The 26,252-nt window shown below is 67.2% G+C and carries 26 protein-coding genes and 1 pseudogene; 8 read left to right on the top strand and 19 right to left on the bottom strand.

The window, feature by feature from the left end; translation table 11 throughout:
• Positions 1–414 carry a 6,7-dimethyl-8-ribityllumazine synthase gene (ribH, locus tag IFT82_RS11230; RefSeq protein WP_192126692.1) on the top strand — a complete coding sequence of 138 codons (414 nt, stop codon included), beginning with the start codon at positions 1–3 and terminating at the stop codon, positions 412–414.
• Between the two features lie 267 nt (positions 415–681).
• Here ribH and IFT82_RS21480 read toward each other — a convergent pair.
• Positions 682–789, bottom strand: a pseudogene (locus IFT82_RS21480) (PEPxxWA-CTERM sorting domain-containing protein); the annotation flags it as partial.
• A 723-nt stretch (positions 790–1,512) separates the two neighbouring features.
• A complete protein-coding gene (locus IFT82_RS11220; RefSeq protein ID WP_192126689.1) occupies positions 1,513–2,601 on the bottom strand; it encodes an alkene reductase in 1,089 nt (362 codons plus the stop codon).
• A gap of 155 nt (positions 2,602–2,756) precedes the next feature.
• Between IFT82_RS11220 and IFT82_RS11215 the strand changes: the two genes are divergently transcribed.
• Entirely contained in the window at positions 2,757–3,656 is a 900-nt protein-coding gene (locus IFT82_RS11215) for a DMT family transporter (protein ID WP_342355100.1), read from the top strand.
• Positions 3,657–3,666: 10 nt separating this feature from the next.
• Entirely contained in the window at positions 3,667–4,374 is a 708-nt protein-coding gene (locus IFT82_RS11210) for a COQ9 family protein (RefSeq protein ID WP_446740965.1), read from the top strand.
• Positions 4,375–4,462: 88 nt separating this feature from the next.
• On the opposite strand, the gene IFT82_RS11205 is transcribed toward IFT82_RS11210, so the two are convergent.
• Positions 4,463–5,068, bottom strand: a complete 606-nt coding sequence (locus IFT82_RS11205; protein ID WP_192126687.1) for an ankyrin repeat domain-containing protein — start codon at positions 5,066–5,068, stop codon at positions 4,463–4,465.
• 88 nt (positions 5,069–5,156) lie between these two features.
• Between IFT82_RS11205 and IFT82_RS11200 the strand changes: the two genes are divergently transcribed.
• From IFT82_RS11200 to IFT82_RS11190, 3 genes are all read left to right on the top strand, one after another.
• On the top strand, positions 5,157–5,762 hold the full coding sequence (locus tag IFT82_RS11200; protein WP_192126759.1) for an SCO family protein: 606 nt from the start codon (positions 5,157–5,159) through the stop codon (positions 5,760–5,762).
• Positions 5,750–6,205, top strand: a complete 456-nt coding sequence (locus IFT82_RS11195; protein ID WP_192126685.1) for a YcgN family cysteine cluster protein — start codon at positions 5,750–5,752, stop codon at positions 6,203–6,205. The genes IFT82_RS11200 and IFT82_RS11195 overlap by 13 nt, the downstream gene beginning before the upstream one ends.
• Before the next feature lie 110 nt (positions 6,206–6,315).
• Positions 6,316–7,020, top strand: a complete 705-nt coding sequence (locus IFT82_RS11190) for a M48 family metallopeptidase (protein ID WP_342355099.1) — start codon at positions 6,316–6,318, stop codon at positions 7,018–7,020.
• On the opposite strand, the gene IFT82_RS11185 is transcribed toward IFT82_RS11190, so the two are convergent.
• The 5 genes from IFT82_RS11185 to IFT82_RS11165 all read right to left on the bottom strand — a co-directional run bounded on the left by IFT82_RS11185 (position 6,990) and on the right by IFT82_RS11165 (position 12,681).
• Positions 6,990–9,071: a transglycosylase domain-containing protein gene (locus IFT82_RS11185; RefSeq protein ID WP_244646681.1), complete on the bottom strand. Its 2,082-nt coding sequence runs from the start codon at positions 9,069–9,071 to the stop codon at positions 6,990–6,992. The genes IFT82_RS11190 and IFT82_RS11185 overlap by 31 nt on opposite strands.
• 335 nt (positions 9,072–9,406) lie before the next feature.
• Positions 9,407–9,808, bottom strand: a complete 402-nt coding sequence (gene msrB / locus IFT82_RS11180) for a peptide-methionine (R)-S-oxide reductase MsrB (RefSeq protein ID WP_192126681.1) — start codon at positions 9,806–9,808, stop codon at positions 9,407–9,409.
• A 1-nt stretch (position 9,809) separates the two neighbouring features.
• Positions 9,810–10,943 carry an NAD(P)/FAD-dependent oxidoreductase gene (locus IFT82_RS11175; RefSeq protein WP_192126679.1) on the bottom strand — a complete coding sequence of 378 codons (1,134 nt, stop codon included), beginning with the start codon at positions 10,941–10,943 and terminating at the stop codon, positions 9,810–9,812.
• Positions 10,931–11,620, bottom strand: coding sequence for a methyltransferase domain-containing protein (locus IFT82_RS11170; RefSeq protein WP_192126677.1), 690 nt, complete (start codon positions 11,618–11,620; stop codon positions 10,931–10,933). Before IFT82_RS11170 ends, IFT82_RS11175 begins: the two co-directional genes overlap by 13 nt.
• Positions 11,617–12,681 carry a type III polyketide synthase gene (locus IFT82_RS11165; RefSeq protein WP_192126675.1) on the bottom strand — a complete coding sequence of 355 codons (1,065 nt, stop codon included), beginning with the start codon at positions 12,679–12,681 and terminating at the stop codon, positions 11,617–11,619. Before IFT82_RS11165 ends, IFT82_RS11170 begins: the two co-directional genes overlap by 4 nt.
• Positions 12,682–13,079: 398 nt before the next feature.
• Here IFT82_RS11165 and IFT82_RS11160 point away from each other — a divergent pair, with 398 nt between their 5' ends.
• Entirely contained in the window at positions 13,080–13,532 is a 453-nt protein-coding gene (locus IFT82_RS11160; protein WP_192126673.1) for a hypothetical protein, read from the top strand.
• Positions 13,533–13,589: 57 nt separating this feature from the next.
• On the opposite strand, the gene IFT82_RS11155 is transcribed toward IFT82_RS11160, so the two are convergent.
• The 9 genes from IFT82_RS11155 to IFT82_RS11115 form a co-directional block, all read right to left on the bottom strand.
• Entirely contained in the window at positions 13,590–14,519 is a 930-nt protein-coding gene (locus IFT82_RS11155; RefSeq protein ID WP_192126671.1) for an FAD-binding protein, read from the bottom strand.
• Complete coding sequence (locus IFT82_RS11150) at positions 14,516–15,265, bottom strand: electron transfer flavoprotein subunit beta/FixA family protein (protein WP_192126669.1); 750 nt, start codon at positions 15,263–15,265, stop codon at positions 14,516–14,518. The genes IFT82_RS11155 and IFT82_RS11150 overlap by 4 nt, the downstream gene beginning before the upstream one ends.
• 303 nt (positions 15,266–15,568) lie before the next feature.
• Complete coding sequence (gene sucC / locus IFT82_RS11145) at positions 15,569–16,768, bottom strand: ADP-forming succinate--CoA ligase subunit beta (protein ID WP_192126667.1); 1,200 nt, start codon at positions 16,766–16,768, stop codon at positions 15,569–15,571.
• A gap of 180 nt (positions 16,769–16,948) precedes the next feature.
• Entirely contained in the window at positions 16,949–17,854 is a 906-nt protein-coding gene (locus IFT82_RS11140; protein ID WP_192126665.1) for a ParB/RepB/Spo0J family partition protein, read from the bottom strand.
• Positions 17,851–18,633 carry a ParA family protein gene (locus IFT82_RS11135; protein ID WP_192126663.1) on the bottom strand — a complete coding sequence of 261 codons (783 nt, stop codon included), beginning with the start codon at positions 18,631–18,633 and terminating at the stop codon, positions 17,851–17,853. The genes IFT82_RS11140 and IFT82_RS11135 overlap by 4 nt, the downstream gene beginning before the upstream one ends.
• Positions 18,630–19,250, bottom strand: a complete 621-nt coding sequence (gene rsmG / locus IFT82_RS11130) for a 16S rRNA (guanine(527)-N(7))-methyltransferase RsmG (protein WP_192126661.1) — start codon at positions 19,248–19,250, stop codon at positions 18,630–18,632. Before rsmG ends, IFT82_RS11135 begins: the two co-directional genes overlap by 4 nt.
• A complete protein-coding gene (gene mnmG / locus IFT82_RS11125) occupies positions 19,247–21,082 on the bottom strand; it encodes a tRNA uridine-5-carboxymethylaminomethyl(34) synthesis enzyme MnmG (protein ID WP_192126658.1) in 1,836 nt (611 codons plus the stop codon). Before mnmG ends, rsmG begins: the two co-directional genes overlap by 4 nt.
• A 55-nt stretch (positions 21,083–21,137) precedes the next feature.
• The gene (mnmE, locus tag IFT82_RS11120; protein ID WP_192126656.1) at positions 21,138–22,421 is read right to left on the bottom strand and encodes a tRNA uridine-5-carboxymethylaminomethyl(34) synthesis GTPase MnmE; all 1,284 of its coding nucleotides are present in this window, start codon (positions 22,419–22,421) and stop codon (positions 21,138–21,140) included.
• The gene (locus IFT82_RS11115) at positions 22,418–22,651 is read right to left on the bottom strand and encodes a DUF6489 family protein (protein WP_192126654.1); all 234 of its coding nucleotides are present in this window, start codon (positions 22,649–22,651) and stop codon (positions 22,418–22,420) included. Before IFT82_RS11115 ends, mnmE begins: the two co-directional genes overlap by 4 nt.
• A gap of 106 nt (positions 22,652–22,757) precedes the next feature.
• Here IFT82_RS11115 and IFT82_RS11110 point away from each other — a divergent pair, with 106 nt between their 5' ends.
• On the top strand, positions 22,758–23,453 hold the full coding sequence (locus IFT82_RS11110; RefSeq protein ID WP_192126652.1) for a dienelactone hydrolase family protein: 696 nt from the start codon (positions 22,758–22,760) through the stop codon (positions 23,451–23,453).
• A gap of 381 nt (positions 23,454–23,834) precedes the next feature.
• On the opposite strand, the gene IFT82_RS11105 is transcribed toward IFT82_RS11110, so the two are convergent.
• Together IFT82_RS11105 and rho are read right to left on the bottom strand one after the other, a co-directional pair.
• Positions 23,835–24,533 (bottom strand): TerC family protein, encoded by a 699-nt coding sequence (locus IFT82_RS11105; protein WP_199860452.1) that lies wholly within the window; start codon positions 24,531–24,533, stop codon positions 23,835–23,837.
• A 312-nt stretch (positions 24,534–24,845) separates the two neighbouring features.
• Positions 24,846–26,102 carry a transcription termination factor Rho gene (gene rho, locus IFT82_RS11100; RefSeq protein WP_192126651.1) on the bottom strand — a complete coding sequence of 419 codons (1,257 nt, stop codon included), beginning with the start codon at positions 26,100–26,102 and terminating at the stop codon, positions 24,846–24,848.
• Positions 26,103–26,252: the final 150 nt, after the last annotated feature.

Genomic DNA, 26,252 nt, shown 5'->3' with positions numbered 1-26,252 from the left:
GTGGCGAATATCCTGATCGTCGAGGCGCGCTTCTACGACCATCTGAACGACCTGCTGCTGGCCGGCGCGCGTGCCGCGATCGAGGCGGCGGGCCACACGCACGAGACGATCACCGTCCCCGGCGCGCTGGAAGTACCCGGCGCAATCGCGCTGGCGGCGGAATCCTACGATGCGTTCGTCGCGCTCGGCGTCGTGATCCGCGGCGAGACCTATCATTTCGAGATCGTCGCGGGCGAAAGCGCGCGCGGTATCATGGCGCTGACGATGGACGGCCTCGCGATCGGCAACGGCATCCTGACCACCGAGAACGAGGCACAGGCGCTCACCCGCGCCCGCCCGGACGAAAAGGACAAGGGCGGCGAGGCGGCGAAGGCCGCGCTGGCGATGCTGGCGCTGCGCACCCGCTTCGGCTGACGCGGTCAGCCCAGCAATCATCCATCGCTGACCGCGTCATCCCACCTGCCCGTCGGCGGCGGTGTCCCGGTTCGACACCGGTCCGCCCCCCGAACATCACGCGCTGGTGTTCATCGACCGCCCCAATCCGCCCGACGAAACGGGGCCCGGTCAGTCGTGTCGACCGCAAACGGACGCGATTGCCGGCAACCTGACGCAAGGAAGCCGCCGACCGATCATCCATGCGGTCGACGGCTTCCTGAAACCCGATCGGAAACGAAGAGGAGATCAGGCGAAGGAGATCTTCGTGCTGATACGGCGACGACGTATTGCGGCACCGATCATGGCGAAGCCGCCGATCATCATGGCCCATGTAGTCGGTTCGGGAACGGCTGCGCCGCCAAACGCTGCCTCCAACTCGATCGTGCTGGCCTCCCAAATACCGGGAGTCGCGGCGGTAGAATAATAGAAAGAACCGATTTTCGGCGCCGTCGATACCTTGGAAATGGAGGTGCAGAACTTGTTTAAGCCGCTCGTGGCCCCGCAACCTTCAAGATACTCGCCATCAGACAAGAAGATAAGATCCGGGGCTCCCGCTATATAACTAAATTTTACCCCATGAGGCAGGTTGAAGCTGTTGATCGTCAGGCCGATGTCCGTGGGATCGAATGAGGCTGCATTGTCGAAACTGAAGGTGAAATCACCCAACACCGGATTGACCGGCGCCGCCCCTGAAAAATCGGACGCCGTAATCTTCACCCGAAGGTTGACGATCGCGGCATCCGCCGTGGCAGCCGAAGCGGCAATCACCATGCCAAGGCCGATCGCCATGTTTCTCACGATACGCATCTATTCCCCCCACAAGAATGAAAGGCATTGGCAATGCCCCGCCTCGCAGCGACCTGTATCCCCCGTATATATCTTGGTAAACGAATTTTGACGGAGCAATCCGGCGCTACCGCCTCAAAATGGCACGACTTAAGAGGTTGCGCGCCGGTACCATTCAAATTTTCGATACTTCACGCCCATCGCCGGCATTGATCGATACATTGCCGGCAACGTCTATGCCGCGGTTATACATACATTTTTGGCGACCCGCGGCATAGACTCACTTGGATATTACGCCGCCACCGTCTCCAGCGCCGGATAATCGATATATCCTTCCGGCCCCTGACTGTACCACGTCTTCATATCGTCCTTGTTGAGCGGTGCGCCGGTGCGCAGCCGTTCCGGCAGGTCGGGGTTGGCGAGGAAGGTGCGGCCGAAGCTGATCGCATCCGCCACGCCCTCGTCCAGCTTCGCCTGCGCGTCCGCGGCGGTGGTATAGTCGGAATTCAGCACCAGCACGCCGGTGAACACCTTGCGGATGTCCGGGCTAAGCTTGGGTACGTCGGTCTTGCCGAACGTACCGTCCGGCCCCGGCTCGCGCAGTTCGAGGAAGGCGATGCCCAGATCGGACAGCGCCTTTGCCGCCGGTACGAAGACCGAGGCGGGATCGCTGTCGTCGACGCCCTGCGAATCGCCGTTGGGCGACAGCCGCACCGATACCCGGTCCGCACCCGCCACCGAAATGACCCTCTCGGTCACTTCGCGGAGCAGACGGATGCGGTTCTCCGGGCTGCCGCCATATTCGTCCTCGCGGTGGTTGGCGCCGTCACGCAGGAATTCGTCGATCAGATAGCCGTTGGCGGCGTGAATCTGCACCCCGTCGAACCCGGCGGCCAGCGCGTTGCGCGTCGCGCGTTCGTAATCGTCGAGCAGGCGCGGGATTTCGCTCAGTTCCAGTGGCCGCGCCGTCTCGAAATCCTTCTTGCCCTCATAGGTGTGCGCCTGCCCTGCGGTCGCGGTGGCGGAGGAGGATACCGGCTGACCGCCCGTTACCGACGAATGGACCTGCCGGCCCATGTGCCACAATTGCGCGACGATCCGGCCGCCCGCCTCGTGAACCGCCTTGGTCACCGGCTGCCACGCCGCGACCTGCGCGTCGGACCACAGGCCCGGCGCGAACGGCCAGCCCAGCCCCTCGCGGCTGATGCCCGTCGCCTCGGAGATGATGAGGCCGGCGCTCGCCCGCTGCGCGTAATATTCCGCCATGATCGGCGTCGGCACCGCATCCCGGTCGGCGCGGCCGCGCGTCAGCGGCGCCATCAGGATGCGGTTGGGGGCCTGGGTGGCGCCGATGGTCACGGGATCGAACAGATTGGGCATGAAGGCTCCTGATAATGCCTGATAATGATCGCCGGATCGGACCGGCGGCTGTCGGATGGGAAGATAGGACGCTACAGCGCGCCATGCACGGCGACGCCTCCCCAAGAAAAACTCCTGACGGCCCAAGCGGGTCCGGCTACCCAAACGGGTCCGGCGTGCCGGTCGGGTCCGGTGGGGCGATCGCGTTCGCCACGCTGATCGTCGCCAATGTCGCGCTGGCCTTCGGGCCATGGTTCGTGCGCGCCGCCGATACCGGCCCGGTCGCCGCCGCCTTCTGGCGGATCGCGCTCGCCGCGCCGATGCTGGCGGTACTGGCGGGCGCGGGCGGTGCCCGGCCGCAGCGGCTGCCCCTGCCGCTGTGGGCGATGCTGGCGGTGGCGGGGGTGCTGTTCGCCGCCGATCTGGGCACCTGGCATCTCGGCATCCTGCGCACCACGCTCGCCAATGCGACGCTGTTCGGCAATTGCGCGACGCTGATCTTCCCCGTCTACGGCTTCCTCGTCGCGCGCAGCTGGCCGACGCGGACGCAAGGGGCGGCGCTGCTGCTGGCCGGCGTCGGCGGCGTGCTGCTGATGGGGCGGTCGTACCAGCTCGATCCCGGCCACCTGATGGGCGACCTGCTCTGCCTGACTGCCGGGCTGCTCTATACCGGTTATTTCATCGTCATGGCGCGGGTGCGCGACCGGATGGCGCCGCTGCCCGCCCTCGCCTTGTCCAGCATCGCCAGCGTGGTGCCGCTGCTGGTCTTCGCGATCCTGCTCGGCGAGAACATATGGCCGCACAGCTGGGCGCCACTGATCGGCCTCGCGCTGGTCAGCCAGGTACTGGGGCAGGGTTGCATGATCCACGCGCTCGGCCGGCTGTCGCCGCTGGTGGTCGGCATCGCGCTGCTGATCCAGCCGGTGGTGGCCGGCACGGTCGGCTGGATCGTCTATGACGAGCGGCTGGGCGCGGTCGATCTGGTCGGCGTCGCGATGGTCGCGGTGGCGCTCGTCCTCGTCCGCCGTACGCCACGCCTTGCGCCGGGCGGGACGGCATCGCATCTGGACGATTGAGGAGTCCTTCATGATGGCCGACACGATCCCCGCCTATCCGGTTCTGGCCGACCCCATGCCGGATGCGACCGCCGATCTCACGCTGGCGGAGGTCCGTGCCGCGCTCGCCCCCGGCATCGCCGCCAACGCCGCGTTCGACGGCTGGGGCGACGAGGCGCGCGACATGGCGGCGGCGGCGGCCGGGATCGATCCCGATATCGCCCGCCTCGCCTTCGCCGATGGCCCCGTCGCGATGATCGACGCCTGGTTCGCGCACATCGATGCCGCGATGCACGCCGCGATCCCGCCGGAGACACGCGCCGCGATTAAGATACGCCAGCGCATCGCCGCACTGGTCGAGGCGCGGCTGGACGCGATGGCGCCGGAGCGGGAGGCGCTGCGCCGCGCGCTCGCCATCCTCGCGCTGCCGCAGAACGTGGCGCGGGGCGCGCGGCTCGGCTGGCGGTCGGTCGACGTGATCTGGCGGGCGGCGGGCGATACCGCAGTCGATTACAACCACTATACCAAGCGCACGATCCTGCTCGGCGTGTACGGCGCCACCGTCACCGTCTTCCTCGACGACGACAGCGAGGATCATGCCGAGACCCGCGCCTTCCTGTCGCGCCGGATCGACGGCATCATGCGCTTCGAGAAGGCCAAGGCCGGCTTTCTGAAACGCACCGAACACCGCCCCAGCCTGTCCCGCTTCATCGGCCGGCTGCGCTATCCGGCGGTGTGATCTCTACGGGCGTTCACGTTCCCCTCTTCCGTCATTGCTTCGCTATACTCGCAATGACGGGCCGGGTTCAGGCCGGTAGCACCCTGCCCTAGAATTTCGGCCCCGCCACGGCCGCCTGCTGGCGGCGCGGCGTATCCGCGAACAGCTTGGCGATCGCCGTGTTGCGGGGGTCGTTGGTGGCATAGTCGCGCGCCGACTGCCCCGCCATCCGGTCGGCCTGATCGGGGTTCGCGCCGGCCGCCAGCAACTGGCGGACCATATCGATATCGCGGCCCTGCACCGCCAGGATCAGCGGCGTCACGCCCGACTGGTTGAACAGGTTGATGTTCGCCTTCGCGGCGGTCAGGATCGGGATCATGTCGCGCTGGCCCAGCTGCACCGCCAGGATCAGCGGCGTGTTGCCCGCCCGGTCGCGCATGTTGGCGTCGGCCCCCTTCTGCAACAGGTAGCGCAGATAGGTCTGGTCGCCGCGCTTGATGACGATGTGCAGCGCCCCCTCGCCCGACGTCACGTCGCGCGCGTTGACGATGGTGCTGCCCGGCCGGTCGAGCATCGCGATCACGTCGTTGCCCTTGGCCTCCTTGATGGCCTGCAGGAACTTGTAGCTTTCCGACTGCTGCTGCGCGGACGCGGGGGTCGAGGCGGCAAGGGCGACGGCCGCCGCCACGGCGGCCGGAAACAGGTATTTCGTCATGGCGCGGGTCCTCGGGAACGATCCTCGGCTGGTCCGCTCCTGCTTGCGCGGAGCCTGCGAAGGGGTCAAGGGTGCCGGGATCATGACCATGCGCCGAACCCCGTCGTTCCTCCCCACGGTCTGCCTCGCATTCTGGCTGGCCACCGGTCTGGGCGGGTGCCAGTCCGGCACCGCCACCGATGCCCGGCCGCCGCTGGCGGGCGCGAAGATCGGCGGCCCGTTCGCGCTGGTCGACGAGAATGGCCGCGCCGTCACCGACCGCAGTTTCGCGGGCAAATACCGGGTGATGTATTTCGGCTATACCTATTGCCCCGACGTCTGCCCGGTCGACGTGCAGACGATCGCGCAGGGGCTGGCCGAACTAGAAAAGCGCAATCCGGCACTGGCGGCACGGGTGGTGCCGATCTTCGTCACCGTCGATCCCGCGCGCGACACGCCCGCCGTGCTGAAACAATTTACCGCCGCCTTCTCGCCCCGGCTGGTCGGGCTGACCGGCAGTCCGCAGGCGGTGGCGCAGGCGGAGAAGGCCTATGCGGTCTATGCGTCGAAAGGGCTGGCCTCGCCCGGCGGCTACCTCGTCAACCACAGCCGACAGACCTATCTGATGGATCCCGACAACCGCCCGCTCGCGCTGGTCCCGCAGGACGAGACGCCGGCAGCGGTCGCCGACACCATCGAGAAATGGGCGAAATGACCGCACCCGCACCCTCACGCTTCTGGGAAGACACGCCCCTCCACCGGCTCGACCGTGGCCAGTGGGAGGCGCTGTGCGACGGCTGCGGCAAATGCTGCGTCCACAAGCTGGAGGACGAGGAGACGGGCGAGGTGCTGCCCACCAACGTCGCCTGTCGCCTGCTCGACCGGCGCAGCGGCTTCTGTTCGGACTATCGTAACCGCCGCGCCTATGTGCCCGAATGCGTGCGGCTGACCAACGGCAACGTCCGCGATATCGACTGGCTGCCCTCCACCTGCGCCTATCGCCTCCGCGCGAACGGCGAGAAGCTGCCCGACTGGCACTATCTGGTCAGCGGCGACCGCGAGGCGGTGCATCGCGCCGGCCAGTCGGTGCGCGGCTGGACGGTCAGCGAGGACGATGTCGGCGACATGGAGGATCACCTCGTCGACCGGGTGCTGTGACCGGGGCACGACCCGTCATGCAGGACCGGTGAACATCATCGCCCTCCATACTTCAGCCTCCGCCGGGGAGGCGATATGTTGAGAGGACAGGCTGATGGGGGGAGGGCATCGTGATCGATCCTAAGCCACCTGCGATCCCCCTCGATCTCGACATCGTGCGCCATCCGACCGCGCGGCGTTGCACGCTGTCGTTCGACCCCGCCAGCGGCCGCGCGCGGCTGGTGATCCCGAAGCGCGCCGCGCTGAAACCCGCGCTCGCCTGGGCGGCGGACAAGGCGGCATGGCTGGCGGCACAGCGCGCGCGTCTGCCCGCCGCCCGCCCCTTCGCCCCCGGCACCACGATCACCGTCGCCGACGAGGTACTGACGATCGTCCGCGACGCCGGCCCCCGCCGCGCGGTGGTGCGGGCGGGCGACCGGCTGCTGCTCGCCGGCCCCGAGGAGACGATCCCCCGCCGGCTCGACGCGTGGTTGCGCCGCGTCGCACTCGACCTGCTCACCCGCGAAACCGCCGAATTCGTCGCAAAGGCGGGGGTCACCGTCAGCGCGGTGGCGGTAGGCGATCCCCGGCGGCGCTGGGGCAGTTGCGCGTGGTCGGGCGCGATCCGCTATAGCTGGCGGCTGGTGCTCGCCCCCGGCTGGGTCCGCCGCGCGACGGTGGCGCACGAGGTCGCGCACCGCGTCCACATGAACCACGGCCCCGCCTTCCACGCATTGGTCGCCTCGCTGCTGGGAGAGGACCCGACCCCGGCCCGCGCCTGGCTGCGCCAACACGGCGCGGCGCTTCACTGGGTCGGGCGCGGGTCCCCGGACTGAACCGGCGGCTGTCGCGGCGGCACCGTGCCGGGCGGCAGCGGGCGCACCGGCGCACGGGTCGGTAGCGGGGCCGGCGCGGGGGTGTCGCGGGTCACGCTGTCGATCAGGTCGTCCAATTGCTGCTGCGGGGTGCGCGCAGGCGGCGCGGCCGGTTCGACGGGGGCGGTGGGCGCCGTCTCCGGCTCGACGGTGGCGGCAGGCGCGGTGACGATCGGGTTGCCGTCCTCGTCCACCGCGACATTCTCGTCGGGGGTGCCGAAATAGCTGGCCTCGTCCGGCTCCAATTGCCATTCGGGCAGCGTCACCTGCGTATCGAACTGCTCGACCGGGCGGGTGGCGGTGGCGGGCTTCATGAACGCGGCGAAGGCGCGCGCGGGCGCGGTGCCGCCGTGCAGGCCCCGCACCGGCCGGGCATCGTCGCGCCCCATCCACACCCCCGTCGTCAGCCCGCTGGAAAAGCCCAGGAACCAGCCGTCGCGCAACGAGGTGGTCGTCCCGGTCTTGCCCGCCACCGGCCGACCGATCTGCGCCTGCCGCCCGGTGCCGGTGTTGACCGCGGTCTGGAGCAGGTCGGTCATCTCCGCGGCGACATAGGGGGCGACCAGCACGCGGCTGCGATCCACCTCGTGCGTGTAGATCGTCTGCCCGCGCGCGGTCACGCGGGTGATGCCGTAGGGGACGACGTCGACCCCCTTGGCCGCGACGCTGGCGAAGGCGCGGGTCATGTCGATCAGCCGCACGTCCGACGTGCCCAGCACCATCGCCGGATGCGTGTTGACGGGCGTGGTGATGCCGAACCGGCGGGCCATGTCGGCGATGGTGGTGAAGCCCACCTCCTGCCCCAGCTTCGCCGCCACGGTGTTGAGCGAATAGGCGAAGGCGGTGCGCAGGCTGACCGGCCCGGAATTGCGCCGCGAATCGTTGCGCGGGCTCCACCCGTCGATCGTCACCGGTTCGTCGACGATGCTGTCCTCGGGCTTGTGCCCCGCCTCCAGCGCGGCGAGATAGACGAACAGCTTGAACGACGATCCAGGCTGGCGCACCGCCTGCGTCGCGCGGTTGTAGATCGACGAGACGTAATCCGTCCCCCCCACCATCGCGCGCACCGCGCCGTCGCGGTCCAGCGACACCAGCGCGCCCTGTGCCCCCGCCGGCACGTTGGCACGGATCGCGGCATCGGCCTGACGCTGCATCGCCGGATCGATCGTCGTCCACACCTCCAGCGGCGCCTGCGTCTCGTCGATCAGCGTGTCGAGCAGCGGCAACGCCCAGTCGGTGAAATACCGCGCGCTGTTCTGCCGCGCCGCCGGCGCCAGCTTCAATCCCTTCGGGTCGGCGGCGGCGGCCTGCGCGGGCGTGACATAGCCGTTGCGCACCATCTGCTGGATGACGACCCCGGCGCGGCCGACCGCGGCGTCGGCATCGGCGGTGGGCGAATAGTTGGACGGCGCCTTGACCAGCCCGGCGATCACCGCCGCCTCCGCCAGGCTCAGTTCCTCGGCGCCATGGCCGAAGAACTTGCGTGACGCGGCATCGATGCCATACGCGCCGCCGCCATAATAGACCTTGTTCAGATAGAGTTCGAGGATCTGGTCCTTGGAGAATTTGCGCTCCATCGCCAGCGACAATATCCATTCGCGGAACTTGCGCCCGAATTTCTTCTGGTTGTTCAGGAAGATGGTGCGCGTGATCTGCTGCGTGATCGTCGATCCGCCCTGAATCCACCGGCCGCGCTCGTACCGGATCATCGCGGAGCGGGCGATGCCGATCGGGTCGATGCCGGGATGGCTGCGGAACCGGCGATCCTCGACCGCGATCGTCGCGTCGCGCATCACCAGCGGGATGGTGGAATAGGACAGCCATTCGCCGTAACTCGGCCCCAGCGACACGATCACGCTGCCGTCGGCGGCATGGACGCGGATCATCTGGCCGTTGGGCGAGGATTTCAGTTCCTCGAAGCTGGGCAACTGCGCCCGCGCGACATAGACCGCCACCGCCAGCGCCGCGAGGGCCAGCACCGCCAGCGCGGCGAGGATCTTGATCGTCGTCATCAACCGCCGCCGCCACGGCGAACGCGCCGCGGGGGTTGACCGGGAAGATCGGGGCGAGCGGGGAGCGGGACGCTTGGCAGCCATGAGCCGCCGCGAAATACGCGCTATCCGCGCCGGCTACAAGCGATAGCGGCGGTGGACGTTGAACGGGAGAAGTTTGGTTCGCGCGGAGGCGCGGAGAAGAAGGACAAGATAAGGCGCTGCGCGATCAGATCCCGACGCCGCAAGCGTCCTTGGTTTTCAATGCCCACCGGATCACGACCGGCTACGGCACGGGCAACGCTTCCACCCCTTCTTCTCCGCGTCTCCGCGCCTCCGCGCGAACAAAACTTCTTCTACCCGTCCTCGCGTGCCCTGAACTCCAGCGAGATCGAATTCATGCAATATCGCTGCCGGGTCGGCGGCGGCCCGTCCGGGAAGACATGGCCCAGATGGCTGTCGCATCGCGCGCACCGCGTTTCGGTGCGGACCATGCCGTGGCTGCGGTCGCTATGATCGGTGACCGCTTCCTCGCCGATCGGCTGAGTGAAGCTCGGCCAGCCCGAACCGCTGTCATATTTGTCCGCGCTGTCGAACAGCGTGTTGCCGCACGCCGCGCAGGCATACAGCCCGTCCGCCTTGTTGTCGTTGAGCGCGCCGGCAAAGGCGCGTTCGGTGCCCGCTTCGCGCAGCACATGATATTGCGCCGGGGTCAGGCGGGTGCGCCATTCGGCGTCGGACAGGGTCAGCTTTTCCATGTCATCCCATCTGGTTCGCCGGCCCCGGTCCTTCAAGCATCCCGTTACCGGTAAGAGCGCCGATCCGCGTGGCATGGGCGATGATCCGGATCAGCGCGGGGTGCGCCGCGCCGACCAGCCACGCCGCCGCCGGCCCTTCCGCCACCGCGCGCACCGCGCCCGCCACCCCCAGCGGCCGTGCCAGCGCACGCGCGAATCGGGGTTGCCACGTCGCCGCCGCCCCGGCCCCGCCGCGTCGATACGCCGCCGCCGCCGCCAGCCCGCTTGCCAGCGCGATTCCCATCCCCTCGCCCGCCAGCGACGGGATCACCCCCGCCTGATCGCCCAGCCGGAACAGCCCCGCCTGCCCGTCACGGGCGCGCCAGCCATAGGGCACGTTGGCGACCGCATCGATCGCGGCATCGCCGGCCATGAACGCGATACGCTCCCCCAGTGCCGGATGCTCGCGCCCCAGCCGGTTGAGCAACGCCGCCGGGCTCCCCGCCGCCGCCAGCCGCGATCGCCGCACCGCCAGGCACAGGTTGACGCTACCATCCTCCTGCCGCGCTATCCCGGCATAGCCATGCGCGAACAGGTGCAGTTCCACCGCATCGCCGACCAGCCGATCGAGCGCCGGATGCGCCGCCAGCCGCACCCGCAGGCCCAGCGCCGGGTCCGCCCCACGCGCCGCCTCCGGCCGGGCCAGCCCGCGCAGGTCATGCTTGCCGGTGGCGAGGAACAGCGCGTCCGGCATGATCGTCCCCCCGTCCGCCAGCCGTACCTGCCCGTCCTCCACCGCGCGCACCGCGACGCCGCGCTCGATCCCCGCTACCTGTCCCGCCCGCGCCATCAGCAGCGTGTCGAGCCGGTGCCGCGACACCGCCACCGCCGGTGCCGGCAACCGCGCCTCCGCCTGTCGCCCGCCGGCGAACAGGCGAGTGCGCACGATCCGCTCGCGGTTCAACTCGTCCGCCGTCACCCCCAGCGCCGCCAGCGTCCGCAGACTGCGCCAGCTCAGGAATCCGCCGCACAGCGCGTCGCGCGTCTCCCGCTCGCGCTCGATCACCAGCGCGCGCGTGCCGCCGGCCGCCAGCACGATCGCCGCCGCCGTCCCCGCCGGGCCGCCTCCCAGGATCAGCGCCGCTACGTCGCGCATATCCGCTCCACGCACAGCCGGAACGGAAACGCCCGGAACACCCGCGCATCCGTCACCCCTGCCGCCGCCAGCAAGGGCAGCCATTCGGCAGGGCGCAACGACCGCGCGATCGACAGCGTGCCGTCATGCCGCACGATCGGATGCCACCGCGCCAGCGTCGCCAGCACCGGATAGCCGCGATGGGCGAAACCGTGCCGCATCAGGTCGTTGACGAACCACGCATGCGCGTTCGCCTGCATCCAGCGCAGGAATGCAACCAGTTCGCCGTCGGTCATATGGTGCGCGACCAGACTGCTGATCGCCGCATCCCAGCCATCGCCCTGATCGGCATAATCGCCGGTGACCCAGCGAATCGTCGAGCCAGCCGGGGTGTGTGCGCGCGCCGCCTGCTCGCTACGGGGATTCAGGTCGACCCCGACCAGTTCGACTGGCAACCGCCGCTTCATCGCCCAGCGCTCGATCCGCCGCAGCATGTCGCCGTCACCGAACCCGATATCAATGATCCGTAGCGACTTTGCCTCCCGCGCGATCCGGTCGAGGAATGTTAGTGTCGGCCGCGCCGCCAGCGTCACCCGGTTCACCCGCGCCAGATCGGCCACCACCGCGGCATAGACCGCCGGGTCGAGATCGTCCGCGTCCATCAGCTCCGGCCCCGCGGCGCGGCTGGCAAGCGTCACGCCACGCTCCCGAAGCCGAAGCCCTCCGCCGCCAGTCCCGGCCCGAACGCCAGCGCCACGCCGCGTTCCACCGGTGGCCCCTCCAGCAATCGCGCCAGCGTGAACATCAATGTCGCCGACGACATGTTGCCATTGGCCGCCAACACCGCGCGCGACGCGTTCAGCGCATCCGGCGCCAGCGCCAGGCTGGTCTGCACCGCATCCAGGATCGATCGCCCGCCGGCATGGACCGCCCAGCCGTCGATCGCCGCCGGGTCTTGCCCGCCGGTCACCGCCTGCCGGAAATCGGCATCCGCCAGCCCGGCGGCGATCCGGCGCGGCACCTCGCCCGACAGGTGCATCGCGAAACCGCGATCGGTGATCGCCCAGCGGATCAGCGCCTCGCTGTCGGGCAGCGTCGCGGCGAACGGCCGGTCGAGCCGGAACCCGCCCAGCTCCGCCGTCACCAGCGCCGCCGCCGCGCCGTCGCCGAACTGGAGCTGCGCCAGCAGCGGCTCCGCCCGGTCGTCGTCCTGCAGATGCAGCGTCGACAATTCGCACGCGATCACCAGCACCCGCGCCGCCGGGTCGGACCGGACGATGTGCCGCGCGCTGCGCAGCGCCGCGACCGCCGCGTAACAGCCCATGAACCCCACCAGCAGCCGCTCGACTGAGCCGGCCAGCCCCAGTCGCCTCGCCACGATCTGGTCCAGCCCCGGCGCGACGAAGCCGGTGCAGCTCGCCACCACCAGATGTGTGATCCCCGCCAGCGACACCTGCGCCGCCAGTGCTTCCACCGCGGCGATCGCCAGGGTCGGTGCGGCTTCCGCATAGATCGCCATCCGCGCGGCGGTGCCGGGCATCCTGCCATCACCGTAGAAACCGCCCGTCGTGGTCGGGGCGCCGCCGGTGACGGTGGGCGGCAGCACCGACCAGCGATGTGCGATACCCGCCCGCCGCGTCATCCGCTCGAACAGGCGACGCTCCGCCGATGCGATGCGCGCCCCGGCCCAGTCGATGAAGGCGGGGTGGATGTCGTGGTCCGGCGTGGCGACGCCGATGGCATGGAGATGGGCGGTCACGAGGCTCCTTCGGTCATGGGCGATCAACAGTCGACCGGGCCATGTGGTGCCATCGCCCTTGCGACCATCGTGGCATATCCCGGCTGAATAGAACGGTCAGGCTGCTCTATCCCCGGCATCATCGGGCTGTTTCGTCAGTCCCGTCGACCTCTCGAGGCCGGATCATGTGCCACCGTATGACAAAAAAAAGGGACGCGACCGGAATTGCCGCGATATATTGATCTGGATCAACGTGACTAAAGCTTGCGTGTGGAACCTGAACGCCGCATGTCTGGCACGAGGCGAAGGGTGCGGAAGGTAAGCATGTTTGTCTTTTATCTCCTTCGCCATGGGCGGATCATGTGACGGCGGACAGCGGCAAGGGGGCCGCACCCCGTCACGTCGTGACCGGAGGGATCGTGAACGAAGAAGCTGTCGTGTCGCTCATCAAGGACCTGACGTCCCGGCTGTCCGCCGTGGCGGAAGAGTTCAGCGGGCGCGTCGAGCGGGTCGATGCACCGGCGGATGCGAGACCCGATGTGGTAGTATCGCTGGCGCAAAAGGCCCGCACCCTGTCAGACCAGCGCCGGCTGCGACGCCGTTCGCTGCCCGCCGAACTGTTTCACGAACCGGCTTGGGACATGATGCTGGCGCTCTACATCGCGCATGACGAGGGTCGCGTGCTGAACGTCAAGAGCCTCGTCGCCTGCGCCGATGCCCCCGTCACCACCTCGCAACGGTGGATCGAACATCTTCACAAGCTGCGGCTGGTCAACCGCGTCGTCGACAGCGTCGATCGCCGCCGGCTGGAGGTATCGTTGAGCCAGAACGGCGTCGAGGCGATGGAAGCCTATCTGTCCGCCCTGCCCTGATCGGTCCCGGTCCCCGCCGCGCAGCACCTGCACGCGGGAACCGGGTTGATCACCGGCCTACAGCTTGCCGGTCAGTTCCGGCACCACTTTGAACAGGTCGCCGACCAGCCCGAGGTCCGCCACCTGAAAGATCGGCGCATCCTCGTCCTTGTTGATCGCGATGATCGTCTTGCTGTCCTTCATTCCCGCCAGATGCTGGATCGCTCCCGAGATGCCGACCGCGACATAGATTTCCGGGGCGACGATTTTGCCGGTCTGCCCGACCTGATAATCGTTGGGGGCATAGCCCGCATCCACTGCCGCGCGTGACGCGCCGACGCCCGCGCCCAGCGCATCGGCGAGCGGATCGATCAGTTCGTGGAACTTCTCCTCCGATCCCAGCGCCCGGCCACCCGACACGATGATCTTCGCACTGGTCAGTTCCGGCCGCGCATTGGCGGCGATCTCCGAGCCGGCGAAGCTGGACAATCCCTTGTCACCGGTGGCCGCCACCGCCTCGATCGTGCCGCTGCCGCCCTCGGCCGTCGCCTTGTCGAACGCGGTGCCGCGGATCGTCAGCACCAGCTTCTTGTCCGACGTCTGCACCGTCGCGATCGCATTGCCGGCATAGATCGGCCGCGTGAAGGTGTCCGGCCCCTCAACTGACAATACTTCGCTGATCTGCATCACGTCGAGCATCGCCGCCACGCGCGGCGCGATGTTCTTGCCCGTGGTGGTCGCCGCCGTGACGAAGGCATCATGATGCCCCATCAGGTCGACCACCAGCGGCGCGACATTCTCCGCCAGTGCATGGTCATAGGCGGCATCGTCGGCGACATGCACCTTGCCGACCCCGGCGATCTTCGCCGCGGCCTCCGCCACCGCGCCGACGCCTTGGCCCGCCACCAGTAGATGGACCTCGCCCAGTTGCGACGCGGCGGTCACCGCCGACAGCGTGGCATCCTTGACGGCCGCACCGTCGTGATCGACCCAGACCAGTGTCTTCACTTCGCCACTCCCATCGCCTTCAGCTTCATGACCAGTTCGTCGACGTCCGCCACCTTGACGCCGGCCGAGCGCTTGCCCGGCTCCACCACCTTCAGCGTCGTCAGCCGCGGGGCCACGTCGACGCCGTAATCGGCCGTCGTCTTCGTCGCCATCGGCTTCGATTTCGCCTTCATGATGTTGGGCAGCGACGCATAGCGCGGCTCGTTCAGGCGCAGGTCGGTGGTCACGATCGCGGGCAGCGTCAGCGCGTCCGTTTCCAGCCCGCCATCGATCTCGCGCGTCACGGTCGCCTTGCCGTCCGCGATCTCGATCTTGCTGGCGAAGGTGCCCTGCGCCCAGCCGAGCAGCCCGGCCAGCATCTGCCCGGTCTGGTTGTTATCGTCGTCGATCGCCTGCTTGCCCAGGATCACCAGTTGCGGCGCCTCCTCCTCGACGATCCTGGCGAGCAGCTTGGCGACACCCAGCGGCTCCACCTTCGTCTCGCTCGTCACCAGGATCGCGCGGTCCGCGCCCATCGCCAGCGCGGTGCGCAGCGTCTCCTGCGACTTCTGCTCGCCGATCGACACGACGACGATCTCGGTGACCGTCCCCTTCTCCTTCAGGCGGATCGCTTCCTCGACCGCGATTTCATCGAACGGGTTCATGCTCATCTTGACGTTGGCCAGATCGACGCCCGTTCCGTCGGCCTTGACCCGGGGCTTCACGTTGTAATCAAGCACGCGCTTGACCGGCACCAGCACCTTCATGGGCACTCCCTCTCAAAACTTTTACACGGCAGCATCGGCGGTTTCTGTGGCGGTTTCGCGTAGTTTTCGCAAGTCCGGTATGGAAAAGCAGAGCGCCGTAACAGCAGGCGACGACCCTAGCCCGAATCGCCCTGTCCCCCCAACGAAAAAGGGCCCGGACGTTTCCGTCCGAACCCCCTTGCGTCGATCATCGGTTCAGAAAAACCGGACGATCACCATCGCCAGCAGCGCACCCGCCGCCGCACCCCTTGTCAGGGTCAGCGCCAGTCGCCAGCCACCCGGCGGATGCCGGACGGCCATCGATCAGGCGGCCTTCTGAACTTCCGCGACGATCTTCTTGGCGGCATCGCCCAGATCGTTGGCGGGCACGATCGCGAGACCGCTATTGGCAAGGATGTCCTTGCCCGCCTGCACGTTAGTGCCCTCCAGCCGGACGACCAGCGGCACCGACAGGTTCACTTCCTTCGCCGCGGCGACGATGCCCTCGGCGATGATGTCGCACTTCATGATGCCGCCGAAGATGTTGACGAGGATGCCCTTCACCGCCGGATCGGCGAGGATGATCTTGAACGCCGCCGTCACCTTCTCCTTGTTGGCGCCGCCGCCCACGTCGAGGAAGTTGGCCGGGAACATCCCGTTCAGCTTGATGATGTCCATCGTCGCCATCGCCAGCCCGGCGCCGTTGACCATGCAGCCGATGTCACCGTCCAGCTTGATGTACGCCAGGTCGTACTTTGACGCCTCCAGCTCCATCGCGTCCTCTTCGGTGGTGTCGCGCAGTTCCATCAGGTCCTTGTGGCGGAACATGGCGTTGCCGTCGAAGGCAACCTTGGCGTCGAGCACCATCAGCTTGCCGTCGTCGGTGACCGCGAGCGGGTTGATCTCGATCTGCTCGGCATCGGTGCCCAGGAACGCGTCGTACAGCTTCGACGCGGTCGAGGCGGCCTGCTTGGCGAGGTCGCCGGTCAGTTCCAGCGCGGCAGCGACGGCGCGGCCGTGATGCGGCTGGAATCCGGTGGCGGCGTCGATATCGATCGAATGGATTTTCTCGGGCGTGTCGTGCGCCACGGTCTCGATATCCATGCCGCCCTCGGTGGAGGCGACCATCGAGACGCGGCCGGTCGCGCGGTTGACGAGCAGCGCGAGGTAGAATTCCTTGGCGATGTCGACGCCGTCGGTCACGTACAGGCGGTTGACCTGCTTGCCCGCATCACCCGTCTGGATCGTGACCAGCGTGTTGCCCAGCATATCGGTGGCCGCCGCGCGAACCTCGTCCTCGGTCTTGGCCAGCCGCACGCCGCCCTTGGCATCGGGGCCGAGTTCGACGAACTTGCCCTTGCCGCGACCACCGGCATGAATCTGCGCCTTTACGACATAAAGAGGTCCGGGCAGCTTCTTCGAAGCCTCGACCGCTTCCTCGACGGTCAGCGCCGCGAAGCCGGCCGGCACGGGAACGCCGAATTTCGCCAACAGTTCTTTGGCCTGATATTCGTGAATGTTCATGGGCGCAGCCTCACTCGCTATCGTAAAAACGTACCGCCCTAAGCACAACGGGCGGCAGGAATCCAGCGAAACCACATCTCAATGATAATGTTTCGCAATATCTAAAGTTAATGCCGACCCTTTGCCGGCCGTCACTTTCCCCGTCATGGCGAGCGAAGCGGAGCGGTGCGATGACACCTACTACAGGGGCTCGCCGGTCAACCGCTGGCAGATCATGTCGAGTTGATCGAGCGTGCCATAGCCTAGCGTCACCCGGCCGCCATCACCGTCATGCGCGATCGACACCGTCACGCCCAGCAGGTCGGCCAGTTGCCGCTCCAGCGCGGCGGTATCGGCGTTGCCCACCATCTCGCCCCGGTCGCCGGTCCGTGCCGTCGCCGGCGCGCGTTCCCGCACCGTCTTGCGATCACGCGCCAGCTTCTCGGTTTCGCGCACCGACAGGCGTCGGCTAACGACCTGCGCCGCCAGCTCCTCGACATCGGGCGCACCCAGCAGCGCGCGCGCATGGCCCATCGACAGTGATCCATCGACCACCTGCCCCTGCACCATATCCGGCAGTTCGAGCAGCCGCAGCAGATTGGCAACATGGCTGCGCGACTTGTGGACGATCTTCGCCAGCACATCCTGCGTGTGACCAAAATCCTGCGCCAACCGCTGATAGGCTTGCGCCTCTTCGATCGCGTTCAGATCCTGCCGCTGGATGTTCTCGATCAGCGCCACCTCCAGCGTCTCCGCATCGTCCATTATCCGGACAACGACGGGGACCTCGTGGAGTTTCGCCCGCTGCGCCGCGCGCCAGCGCCGCTCGCCCGCGACGATCTGGAACTGGTGGCCATGGGGGCGGACGACGATCGGCTGGATCACCCCCCGCATCGCGATCGATGCGGCCAGTTCGTCCAGCGTCGCCTCGTCGAAGCGTCGGCGTGGCTGGCCGGGGTGCGGGGCCAGCGAATTGACCGGCAGCATCCGTACACCAGACGGTTGCTCCGCGCCGCCCGTGATTGGGGCTTCCTGCGCCATTTCACCGAGCAGCGCGTTCAATCCGCGCCCCAGCCCACCGCGCGACCGCCGAACCGTCTCGCTCATGCCGCCACCGCCTTGCGCGGCAGCCGCGCGATCATTTCACGCGCCAGCGCGATATAGGCTTCCGATCCCGAACAGCGATGATCGTAGATCAGCGCGGGCAAGCCATGGCTCGGCGCCTCCGACAATCGCACGTTGCGCGGGATCACCGTCTGGAACACCACCGCCCCCAAGACCGCGCGAACATCGCTCGCGACCTGTTCGGTCAACCGGTTGCGCCGATCGTACATCGTCAGTGCCACCCCCAGGATCGACAGGCCGGGATTGAACCGCCCCCTGATCCGCTCGACGGTACTGAGCAATTGCGACAGCCCTTCGAGCGCGAAGAACTCGCATTGCAACGGCACCAGCAACACGTCCGACGCGACCAGCGCATTGATCGTCAGCAGCCCGAGCGATGGCGGGCAATCGATCAGCACGATATCCCACTTGGCGCTCGCCCCCTTCAGCGCGAGATCGAGCCGGTGCGTCCGCGCCTCGAAATCGATCAGCTCGACCTCGGCACCCGACAGATCGACCGTGGCCGGCAACAGGTCGAGACCGGGTACGCGGGTCGGCACCACAGCCTCACCCATCGTCACGGTGCCCATCAGCACTTCGTAACTGGACCGCTCACGCTGTGACTGCCCCACCCCCAGCCCGGTCGACGCGTTACCCTGCGGATCGAGATCGATCAGCAGAACGCGAAGATCGGTCGCCGCCATCGCGGTCGCGAGATTGATCGCGCTGGTGGTCTTGCCCACGCCACCCTTCTGGTTGGCAACGGCGATGACGGTGGTCATGCCCGGCCCCCAGAAACCATCGGCGAAAAAAATACGATGGACGAGTCCGGATGGGTGAGGCTTTGTTTCACGTGAAACACCAACTGATGACGGGCGCACAGCGCGGGGAGCGACGCCACATCCACCGTTCCCCGCGGGAGCAGCCATCGCGTCGACGTTGTGGCGCAATGAGCCGCCGCAAGCAAAAGCTTTTCGACCGAGGCGACTGCCCGCGCGGTAATCACGTCCGCCACCCAATCGACCTGTTCTACCTTGGAGGCAGCAACCTTGGCATCTTCCAAGCCCAAGGTCGCGACACAATCGCGCAGGAATTCAGCACGCTTGCGGCGTGGTTCCACCATCATGATGGGCCGCGCACCGGCGATCGCCAGCACCATGCCGGGGAAACCACCACCCGTGCCGATATCCAACCAACGTCCCGCATCAGCGGAAACGATCGTCAGCAATTGTAGCGAATCGACGACATGACGCTCCCAGATCGTCGCAATCGTCGCCGGCGAGATCAGGTTCTGTCGCTGATTCTCCGCCACCACGAGATCGACGAACCGGCCGATCCGATCGAACGCCGCGGCATCGACCTGGCCGCTTACCCAGTCGCGGGCTTCGTCCTCAGTCATGCCGCACGTCGCTTGGTATGAAGCAACACCGCCGACAACGCTGCCGGCGTCACGCCGCGCACCCGTGCCGCCGCGGCCAGCGAGCGGGGACGGCTGGCACTTAGCCGTGCGATCATCTCCGACGACAGACCGGGGATGCCGCAATAGTCGATCGCTTCCGGCAACAATATCTCCTCATCGGCGCGCAGCCGCGCCACCTCTTCCGCCTGCCGTTCCAGATAGGGTGCATAGCGTGCGTCCTGCAGCACCTCCGCCACGACCGCGCCGTCGATCCCCGCGACCGCATCGGGCGCGACCTGATCGACCGTTACCCCCTCGAACCGCAGCCACTCCCATGCCGATCGCACCGCGCCATCACGACTGACCGGCGCCCCCCGATCCGCGACCCAGGACGCGGTGCGCGGTATCGCCAACCGTTCCATCAAAACGCCGCGCGCGGTCACGGCATCCTGTTGTTGCCTTAGCCTTTCCGGTCCCAGACACCCCGCCGCCATGGCAATCCCCCCCAATCTGGTAGCGGCATTGTCGGCCCGAAGCGACAGTCGGTATTCGGCGCGCGCGGTCAGCATCCGATAGGGTTCGGTGACGCCTTGCAGAACGAGGTCGTCGATCATCACCCCCAGATAGCTCGACGCCCGGTCTAGGATCACCGGTTCCAGCCCGACCGCATGAGCCGCCGCGTTGAGCCCCGCGACCAGACCCTGCCCTGCCGCTTCCTCATAGCCGGTCGTGCCGTTGATCTGCCCCGCACAGAACAACCCGGCCATCCCACGTACCGCCAGCGTCGCATCGAGCGCACGCGGATCGATATGGTCGTATTCGACGGCATAGCCCGGCACGGTGATCCGCGCGCGCTCCAATCCCGGGATCGTCGCAATCATCGCCGCCTGGGCCGCTTCCCCGATCGAGGTCGACAGGCCGTTGGGATAGACGGTGACATCGTCCAGCCCCTCCGGTTCGAGGAATATCTGGTGGCCGTCACGGTCGCCGAACCGGTGAATCTTATCCTCGATAGATGGACAATAACGCGGCCCGGCCCCCTCGATCGCGCCAGAGAACAAGGGCGATTCCGGGATCGCGTCGCGGATCACGTCGTGCGTCGCTACCACCGTTCGGGTGATCGCGCAGGCAACCTGAGGCAATAATCGGTGTGGCGTCATTGCCGACATCGTCCAGCCGTCGGCGTCGGACGGCTGTTCCTCCAGCATCGCCCAGTCGATCGTGCGGCCGTCCAGACGCGGTGGCGTGCCGGTCTTCAGCCGGGCCATCGGCAGATCGAGCGCGCGCAGATGCGCCGCCAGCGGCCCCGCCGCGCGCTCCTCGACCCGACCGCCCTCGCCGCGCTTGGCCCCCCGGAACAGACGTCCGCCGAGGAAGGTACCGGTGGCGATCACCACCGCCGATGCTTCGATCATACGGCCGCCCGCCAGCGTTACGCCTCCAATCCGGTCACCATCGATCAGCAGCGATTCCACGTCACCGCCGATCACGTCGAGCCTAGATTGAGCGGCGACCATCAGCTGTACGGCACGGGCATAAAGCTTGCGATCGGCCTGGATTCGGGGGCCCTGCACCGCCGCCCCCTTGCTGCGGTTGAGCATCCGATGATGGATCGCCGCGGCATCGGCCGCGCGTGCCATCACCCCGTCAAAGGCGTCGATCTCCCGGACGATATGCCCCTTGCCGAGGCCACCGATCGAGGGATTGCACGACATGACGCCAAGATTGTCGGTGCGGAAAGTAACGAGGGCGGTACGCGCGCCACGTCGGGCCGCGGCGCAGGCGGCCTCGACGCCGGCATGGCCGCCGCCGATAATGATGACATCGAACATGACAACGCCCTACCGCGTGTGGTGGGCGCGCGTCAAAACTGTTCCACGTGGAACATCACTTCCCCAGGCAGAACCGGGAGAACAATGCGTCCAGCATTATTTCGGTGGCATCGACCCCGATCACCGCCGCCAGCGACCGCCGCGCCTCGCGCAGATGTTCGCCTATCAGCAGGGGGTCGACCGGCATCGTCACCAATGCCGTTGCCGCTGCCTTACACCATGACCGGTGCCGTTCCCTGACCGGCAACGCGTCCGCCCGGGGCAGCAGCGCTTTCGCTCGATCCTCGATCAACCACCACAACGCCTCCACCGTCTCCGGGCGGTCCTGCCGCACCATTGCCACTCGTCCCGCCGGCATCGCCTCGCGTCCCGCCACATCGCCCCGCGCATGGACCCAGAGGCCATCGTCGCGCGGCGGTGGTTCGTCCGCCAGCCAGACCAGCACGTCGGCCGCATCGATTGCCGCCGTCGCCCGTTCCACGCCGATCGCCTCCACCACGTCGTCGGTGTCGGTCAGTCCCGCCGTATCAACCATATTATAGGCGATTCCATGCCGCCGGACGCCGGCTTCGATTTTATCTCGCGTGGTCCCCGCGATCGGCGAGACGATCGCCGCGTCACGCTCCGCCAACAGATTGAGCAGCGTGGATTTGCCCGCATTGGGCGGGCCACCAATCACGACGCGGATACCGTCGTGCAACCGTTCGACCGGCGGGGCCGTCGCCACCGTCGCGATCGCGCGACCGAGCGTGATCGCCTCGTCCCGGATCGCGGCGACATGGCGATCGTCCGCAGCGACATCGTCTTCGTCGGCGTGATCCAGTTCTGCCTCGATCCGCGCGGACAGTGCCGCGACCTGCGCCAGCCAGTCGGCGACCTGCCGGCTGATCCGCCCCTCCGCCGCCGCCAGCGCCGCGACCCGCTGCGCCTCAGTTTCGGCTTCGAGCAGATCGGCCAACCCCTCCGCCTCGGCCAGATCGATGCGGCCATTGAGCAGCGCGCGGCGGGTGAACTCGCCGGGTTCGGCCAGGCGGCAACCGGGTTGTGCGGCAAGCGCGCGCTCCACCGCCAGTGTCACCGCACGGCCACCATGGCAGTGGAACTCGACGACATCCTCGCCGGTCGCGGTCGCGGGGCCGGGAAACGGGATCACCAACGCGCGGTCGAGCAACGCCCCTGCCCCGTCGCGCAATCCCCGCAGGCCGGCATGGCGCGGCGCGGGCAACCGACCGGCCAAGGCGGTTGCGGCATCGCGCGCGCGGGGACCGCTCAACCGGATCACGGCGATGCCGGCGGGCGGGAGACCGCTCGATACCGCGAAGATCGTGTCGCCATTCATCCGGTCGGCTTGCCCGCATTCTCCATCAACCGCCGCCAGAAGTTCATGCCCGCCTCCCCCATCGGCGCCCAGTTGCGCATCATCGCCTCGACCATCTCGGGCCGGACATTGCCCTCCATCGCCTCACCCGCGATCGCCAGATAGCGATCGTGCAGCGGCGTCAGGTCGGGCAGCCCCATCGCGCGACGCGCCTCTTCAGGCGTGCAGTCGATCTCGATCGTCACTTTCATCGTCGTGTATCCCCTTTTCAGGACGTGCTTGAGCCCGCGGGATCGCGACGCCATAGCCGGAAGAGTAGGAGCCGGACGCGGAACCGGCAACGCCAGGAGAATCAACATGACGGGCAGCATCACCATCAATGTCGATGACGGCAGCTTCACCGCATACCGCGCCGACCCCGCCGGTACCCCGCGTGGCGCGATCGTCGTCATCCAGGAGATATTCGGGATCAACGCCGGTATCCGCCGCCAGTGCGATCTGTTCGCGGAGGCCGGCTATCTGGCGATCGCCCCCGACCTGTTCTGGCGCTTCGCGGCGGGAGTAGAACTGGACCCCGACGTCAAGCCGGAGTTCGAACGCGCGTTGCAACTGATGGGGCAGCTGGATCAGGATGCCGCGATCCGTGATCTGGAGACGACGATTCGCACGGTGCGCGGGATGCTGCCGGAGGACGGCAAGGTCGGCGCGGTCGGCTTCTGCTTGGGCGGGCGGTTGGCGTTCATGGTCGCCGCGCGGACCGACGTGGATGCCAGCGTCGGCTATTACGGGGTCGGGATCGACGGGTTGCTCGGCGAGAAGCACGGCATCGCCCGGCCGCTGATGCTGCACATCCCGGTCGAGGATCATTTCGTCGATCACGACGCGCAGGCACGCATCCATGCCGGGCTGGACGACCACCCCAAGGTGACGCTGCACGATTATCCGGGCGAGGATCACGGCTTCGCCGCCGCATTCGGATCGCGCCGGTCGGAAGAGGCGGCGACGCTGGCAGAGGGGCGCACCGCCGCGTTTTTCGCCGAGCATCTGGGGTGATTCCGAAGACGATGGGATCATCATGAAAGTCCGTCGCCTATCTGGGTAGGGCAAGGCTTTTTGGGGGTTCCACCCGACCGGTAGAAACCACCTCCCCGGCGGAGGGCGGGGTCCAGTTGGGTGTACGGTCAGTGGCAATGCGCGACCGCCTTTCCAACTGGACCCCGGCCTTCGCCGGGGCGGAACAAGTGTCATGTCATCGTCTGAAAGGTCATGGCACAAAAGTTCGATCCGACGCGTCATCCGCACGCCTTGGTTTGTCGCCTTATCTTCGTTCCCCGTCACGACGCGGCCGGTACCGATCATGAACGCCGGACAACAAAGGGCCCGCCCCTTCGGGATGAAGGGACGGGCCTTTTCGTTACGTCGGATGATGCCAGATCAGGTGAACAGGCTGACCAGTCCCAGCGTGTCGGTGGTGCCGGTCCAGCCCTCGTAGATCATCTTGATCGCGACCAGCAGGATCACGGCGAGGCCGATATAGGCGATCCAGCGATAGCGATCGATGATCCGCGCGATGAAGTTCGCTGCCAGTCCCATCAGCGCCACCGACAGCAACAGGCCGATCACCAGGATGCCGGGATGCTCGCGCGCGGCGCCGGCGACGGCCAGCACGTTGTCGAGGCTCATCGACACGTCCGCCACGGCAACCGCCCAGGCGGCACCGGCGAAGCTCTTCACCGGCTTGATGCCCTGTTCGACATTGGCCTCGTGATTGCCGCCCTCGCGGATCTCGCGCCAGAACTTCCAGCTGACCCACAGCAGCAACAGGCCGCCCGCGAAGATCAGACCGACGATCCCCATCAGCCACGTCACGATCAGCGCGAAGAAGATACGCAGCACCAGCGCCGCGCCGATACCGATCAGGATCACCTTCTTGCGCTGTTCCGCCGGCAGGCCCGCCGCCAGCGCGCCGACGACGATCGCGTTGTCGCCCGCCAGCACCAGATCGATCATCAGCACCGACCCGAACGCCGCCAGCGCCGCCGGGTCGGACAGGTTCGAGAAATCGTTGACGATGTGCTGCCAGATCTCGGCGGGCGAACCCGGCCCGGCCGTGGACGCGGCGGCGGCCAGCATGGATATTATGGTCAAGGTCGTCGGGCTCCCGGTTGCATGGGGCCAGCAACGATCGCCCTGCCCCGGCGGTTTCGTGGCGTCATAACGTAATAAGACCGGGATGCCACCTTTGGGGCGGTAGGTGACACATTGCCGTTCGTCATTGCGAGCGCAGCGAAGCAATCCAGGGCCGCACGCAAAACGCTGGATTGCTTCGCTGCGCTCGCAATGACGGAAGGTAGGATCCGGAAAGGTGCCGTGGGCAAAACCTGCCTCGTCGGTCGGGGTGGTTCGCCCCGCCGGCCGGCATAAACCGGTAAGCCCGTTTGCGGCTTACTGGTTCATGCTGTCGAAGAAATCCTCGTTGGTCTTCGAGTTCTTCATCTTGTCGAGCAGGAACTCCATCGAATCGATCGTGCCCATCTGCATCAGGATGCGGCGCAGGACCCACATCTTGGATAGCTTGTCCTTGGCGACCAGCAGTTCCTCCTTGCGGGTGCCGGACTTGCCGACATCCAGCGCCGGGAAGATGCGCTTGTCGGCAACCTTGCGATCCAGCACGATCTCGGAGTTGCCGGTGCCCTTGAATTCTTCGAAGATCACTTCGTCCATGCGGCTGCCGGTGTCGATCAGCGCGGTGGCGATGATCGAGAGCGAGCCGCCCTCCTCGATGTTGCGCGCCGCGCCGAAGAACCGCTTGGGGCGTTGCAGCGCATTGGCGTCGACGCCGCCGGTCAGCACCTTGCCCGACGAGGGCACGACGGTGTTGTAGGCGCGGCCGAGGCGGGTGATCGAGTCGAGCAGGATCACGACGTCGCGCTTGTGCTCGACCAGCCGCTTGGCCTTCTCGATCACCATCTCGGCGACCTGGACGTGGCGCTGCGCGGGTTCGTCGAAGGTGGAGGAGACGACCTCGCCCTTCACGCTGCGCTGCATGTCGGTGACTTCCTCAGGCCGCTCGTCGATCAGCAGCACGATCAGGAAGACTTCCGGGTGGTTCTCCGAGATCGCACGGGCGATGTTCTGAAGCATCACCGTCTTGCCGACGCGGGGCGGGGCGACGATCAGCGTGCGCTGGCCCTTGCCCTGCGGGCTGACGATATCGATGACGCGCGCCGACTTGTCCTTCTGCGTCGGGTCCTCCGGATCGAGCGTCAGCTTCGATTCCGGATAGAGCGGCGTCAGGTTGTCGAAGTTGACGCGGTGGCGCACCGCATCGGGATCGTCGAAATTGACCGTGGTCAGCCGGGTCAGCGCGAAATAGCGTTCGCCGTCCTTCGGCCCGCGAATCTCGCCCTCCACCGTGTCGCCGGTGCGCAGGCCGTGCTTGCGGACCTGATTGGGCGAGACGTAGATGTCGTCCGGGCCGGCGAGGTAATTCGCCTCCGGGCTGCGCAGGAAGCCGAAGCCGTCCTGCAGCACCTCGATCGTGCCCAGCCCCATGATCTGGTCGCCGCGTTCCGCCTGTTCCTTCAGGATCGCGAACAGCAGGTCCTGCTTGCGCAGCGTCGACGCGCTTTCGACGCCCAGTTCCTCGGCCAGCTGCACCAGATCGGCGGGCGTCTTCTTCTTCAGGTCTTTGAGATGCATGGATCGATCCGGATGCGCGGGTAGGATGGGTATAGCGAGGTCGGCGGGACGCTGCGACGATGCTGGAGTAGGAATGCGTGACGGCAGGACGCCGCTCTACGCTTGGGAAGTGTGGTAGGCGCGTGATCCACCTGCGTCAAGCGGGAGATC

This window comes from Sphingomonas sp. CFBP 8760 (assembly GCF_014841615.1).
GTDB lineage: Bacteria > Pseudomonadota > Alphaproteobacteria > Sphingomonadales > Sphingomonadaceae > Sphingomonas.
This window is presented reverse-complemented; position numbering and strand designations above follow the sequence as displayed.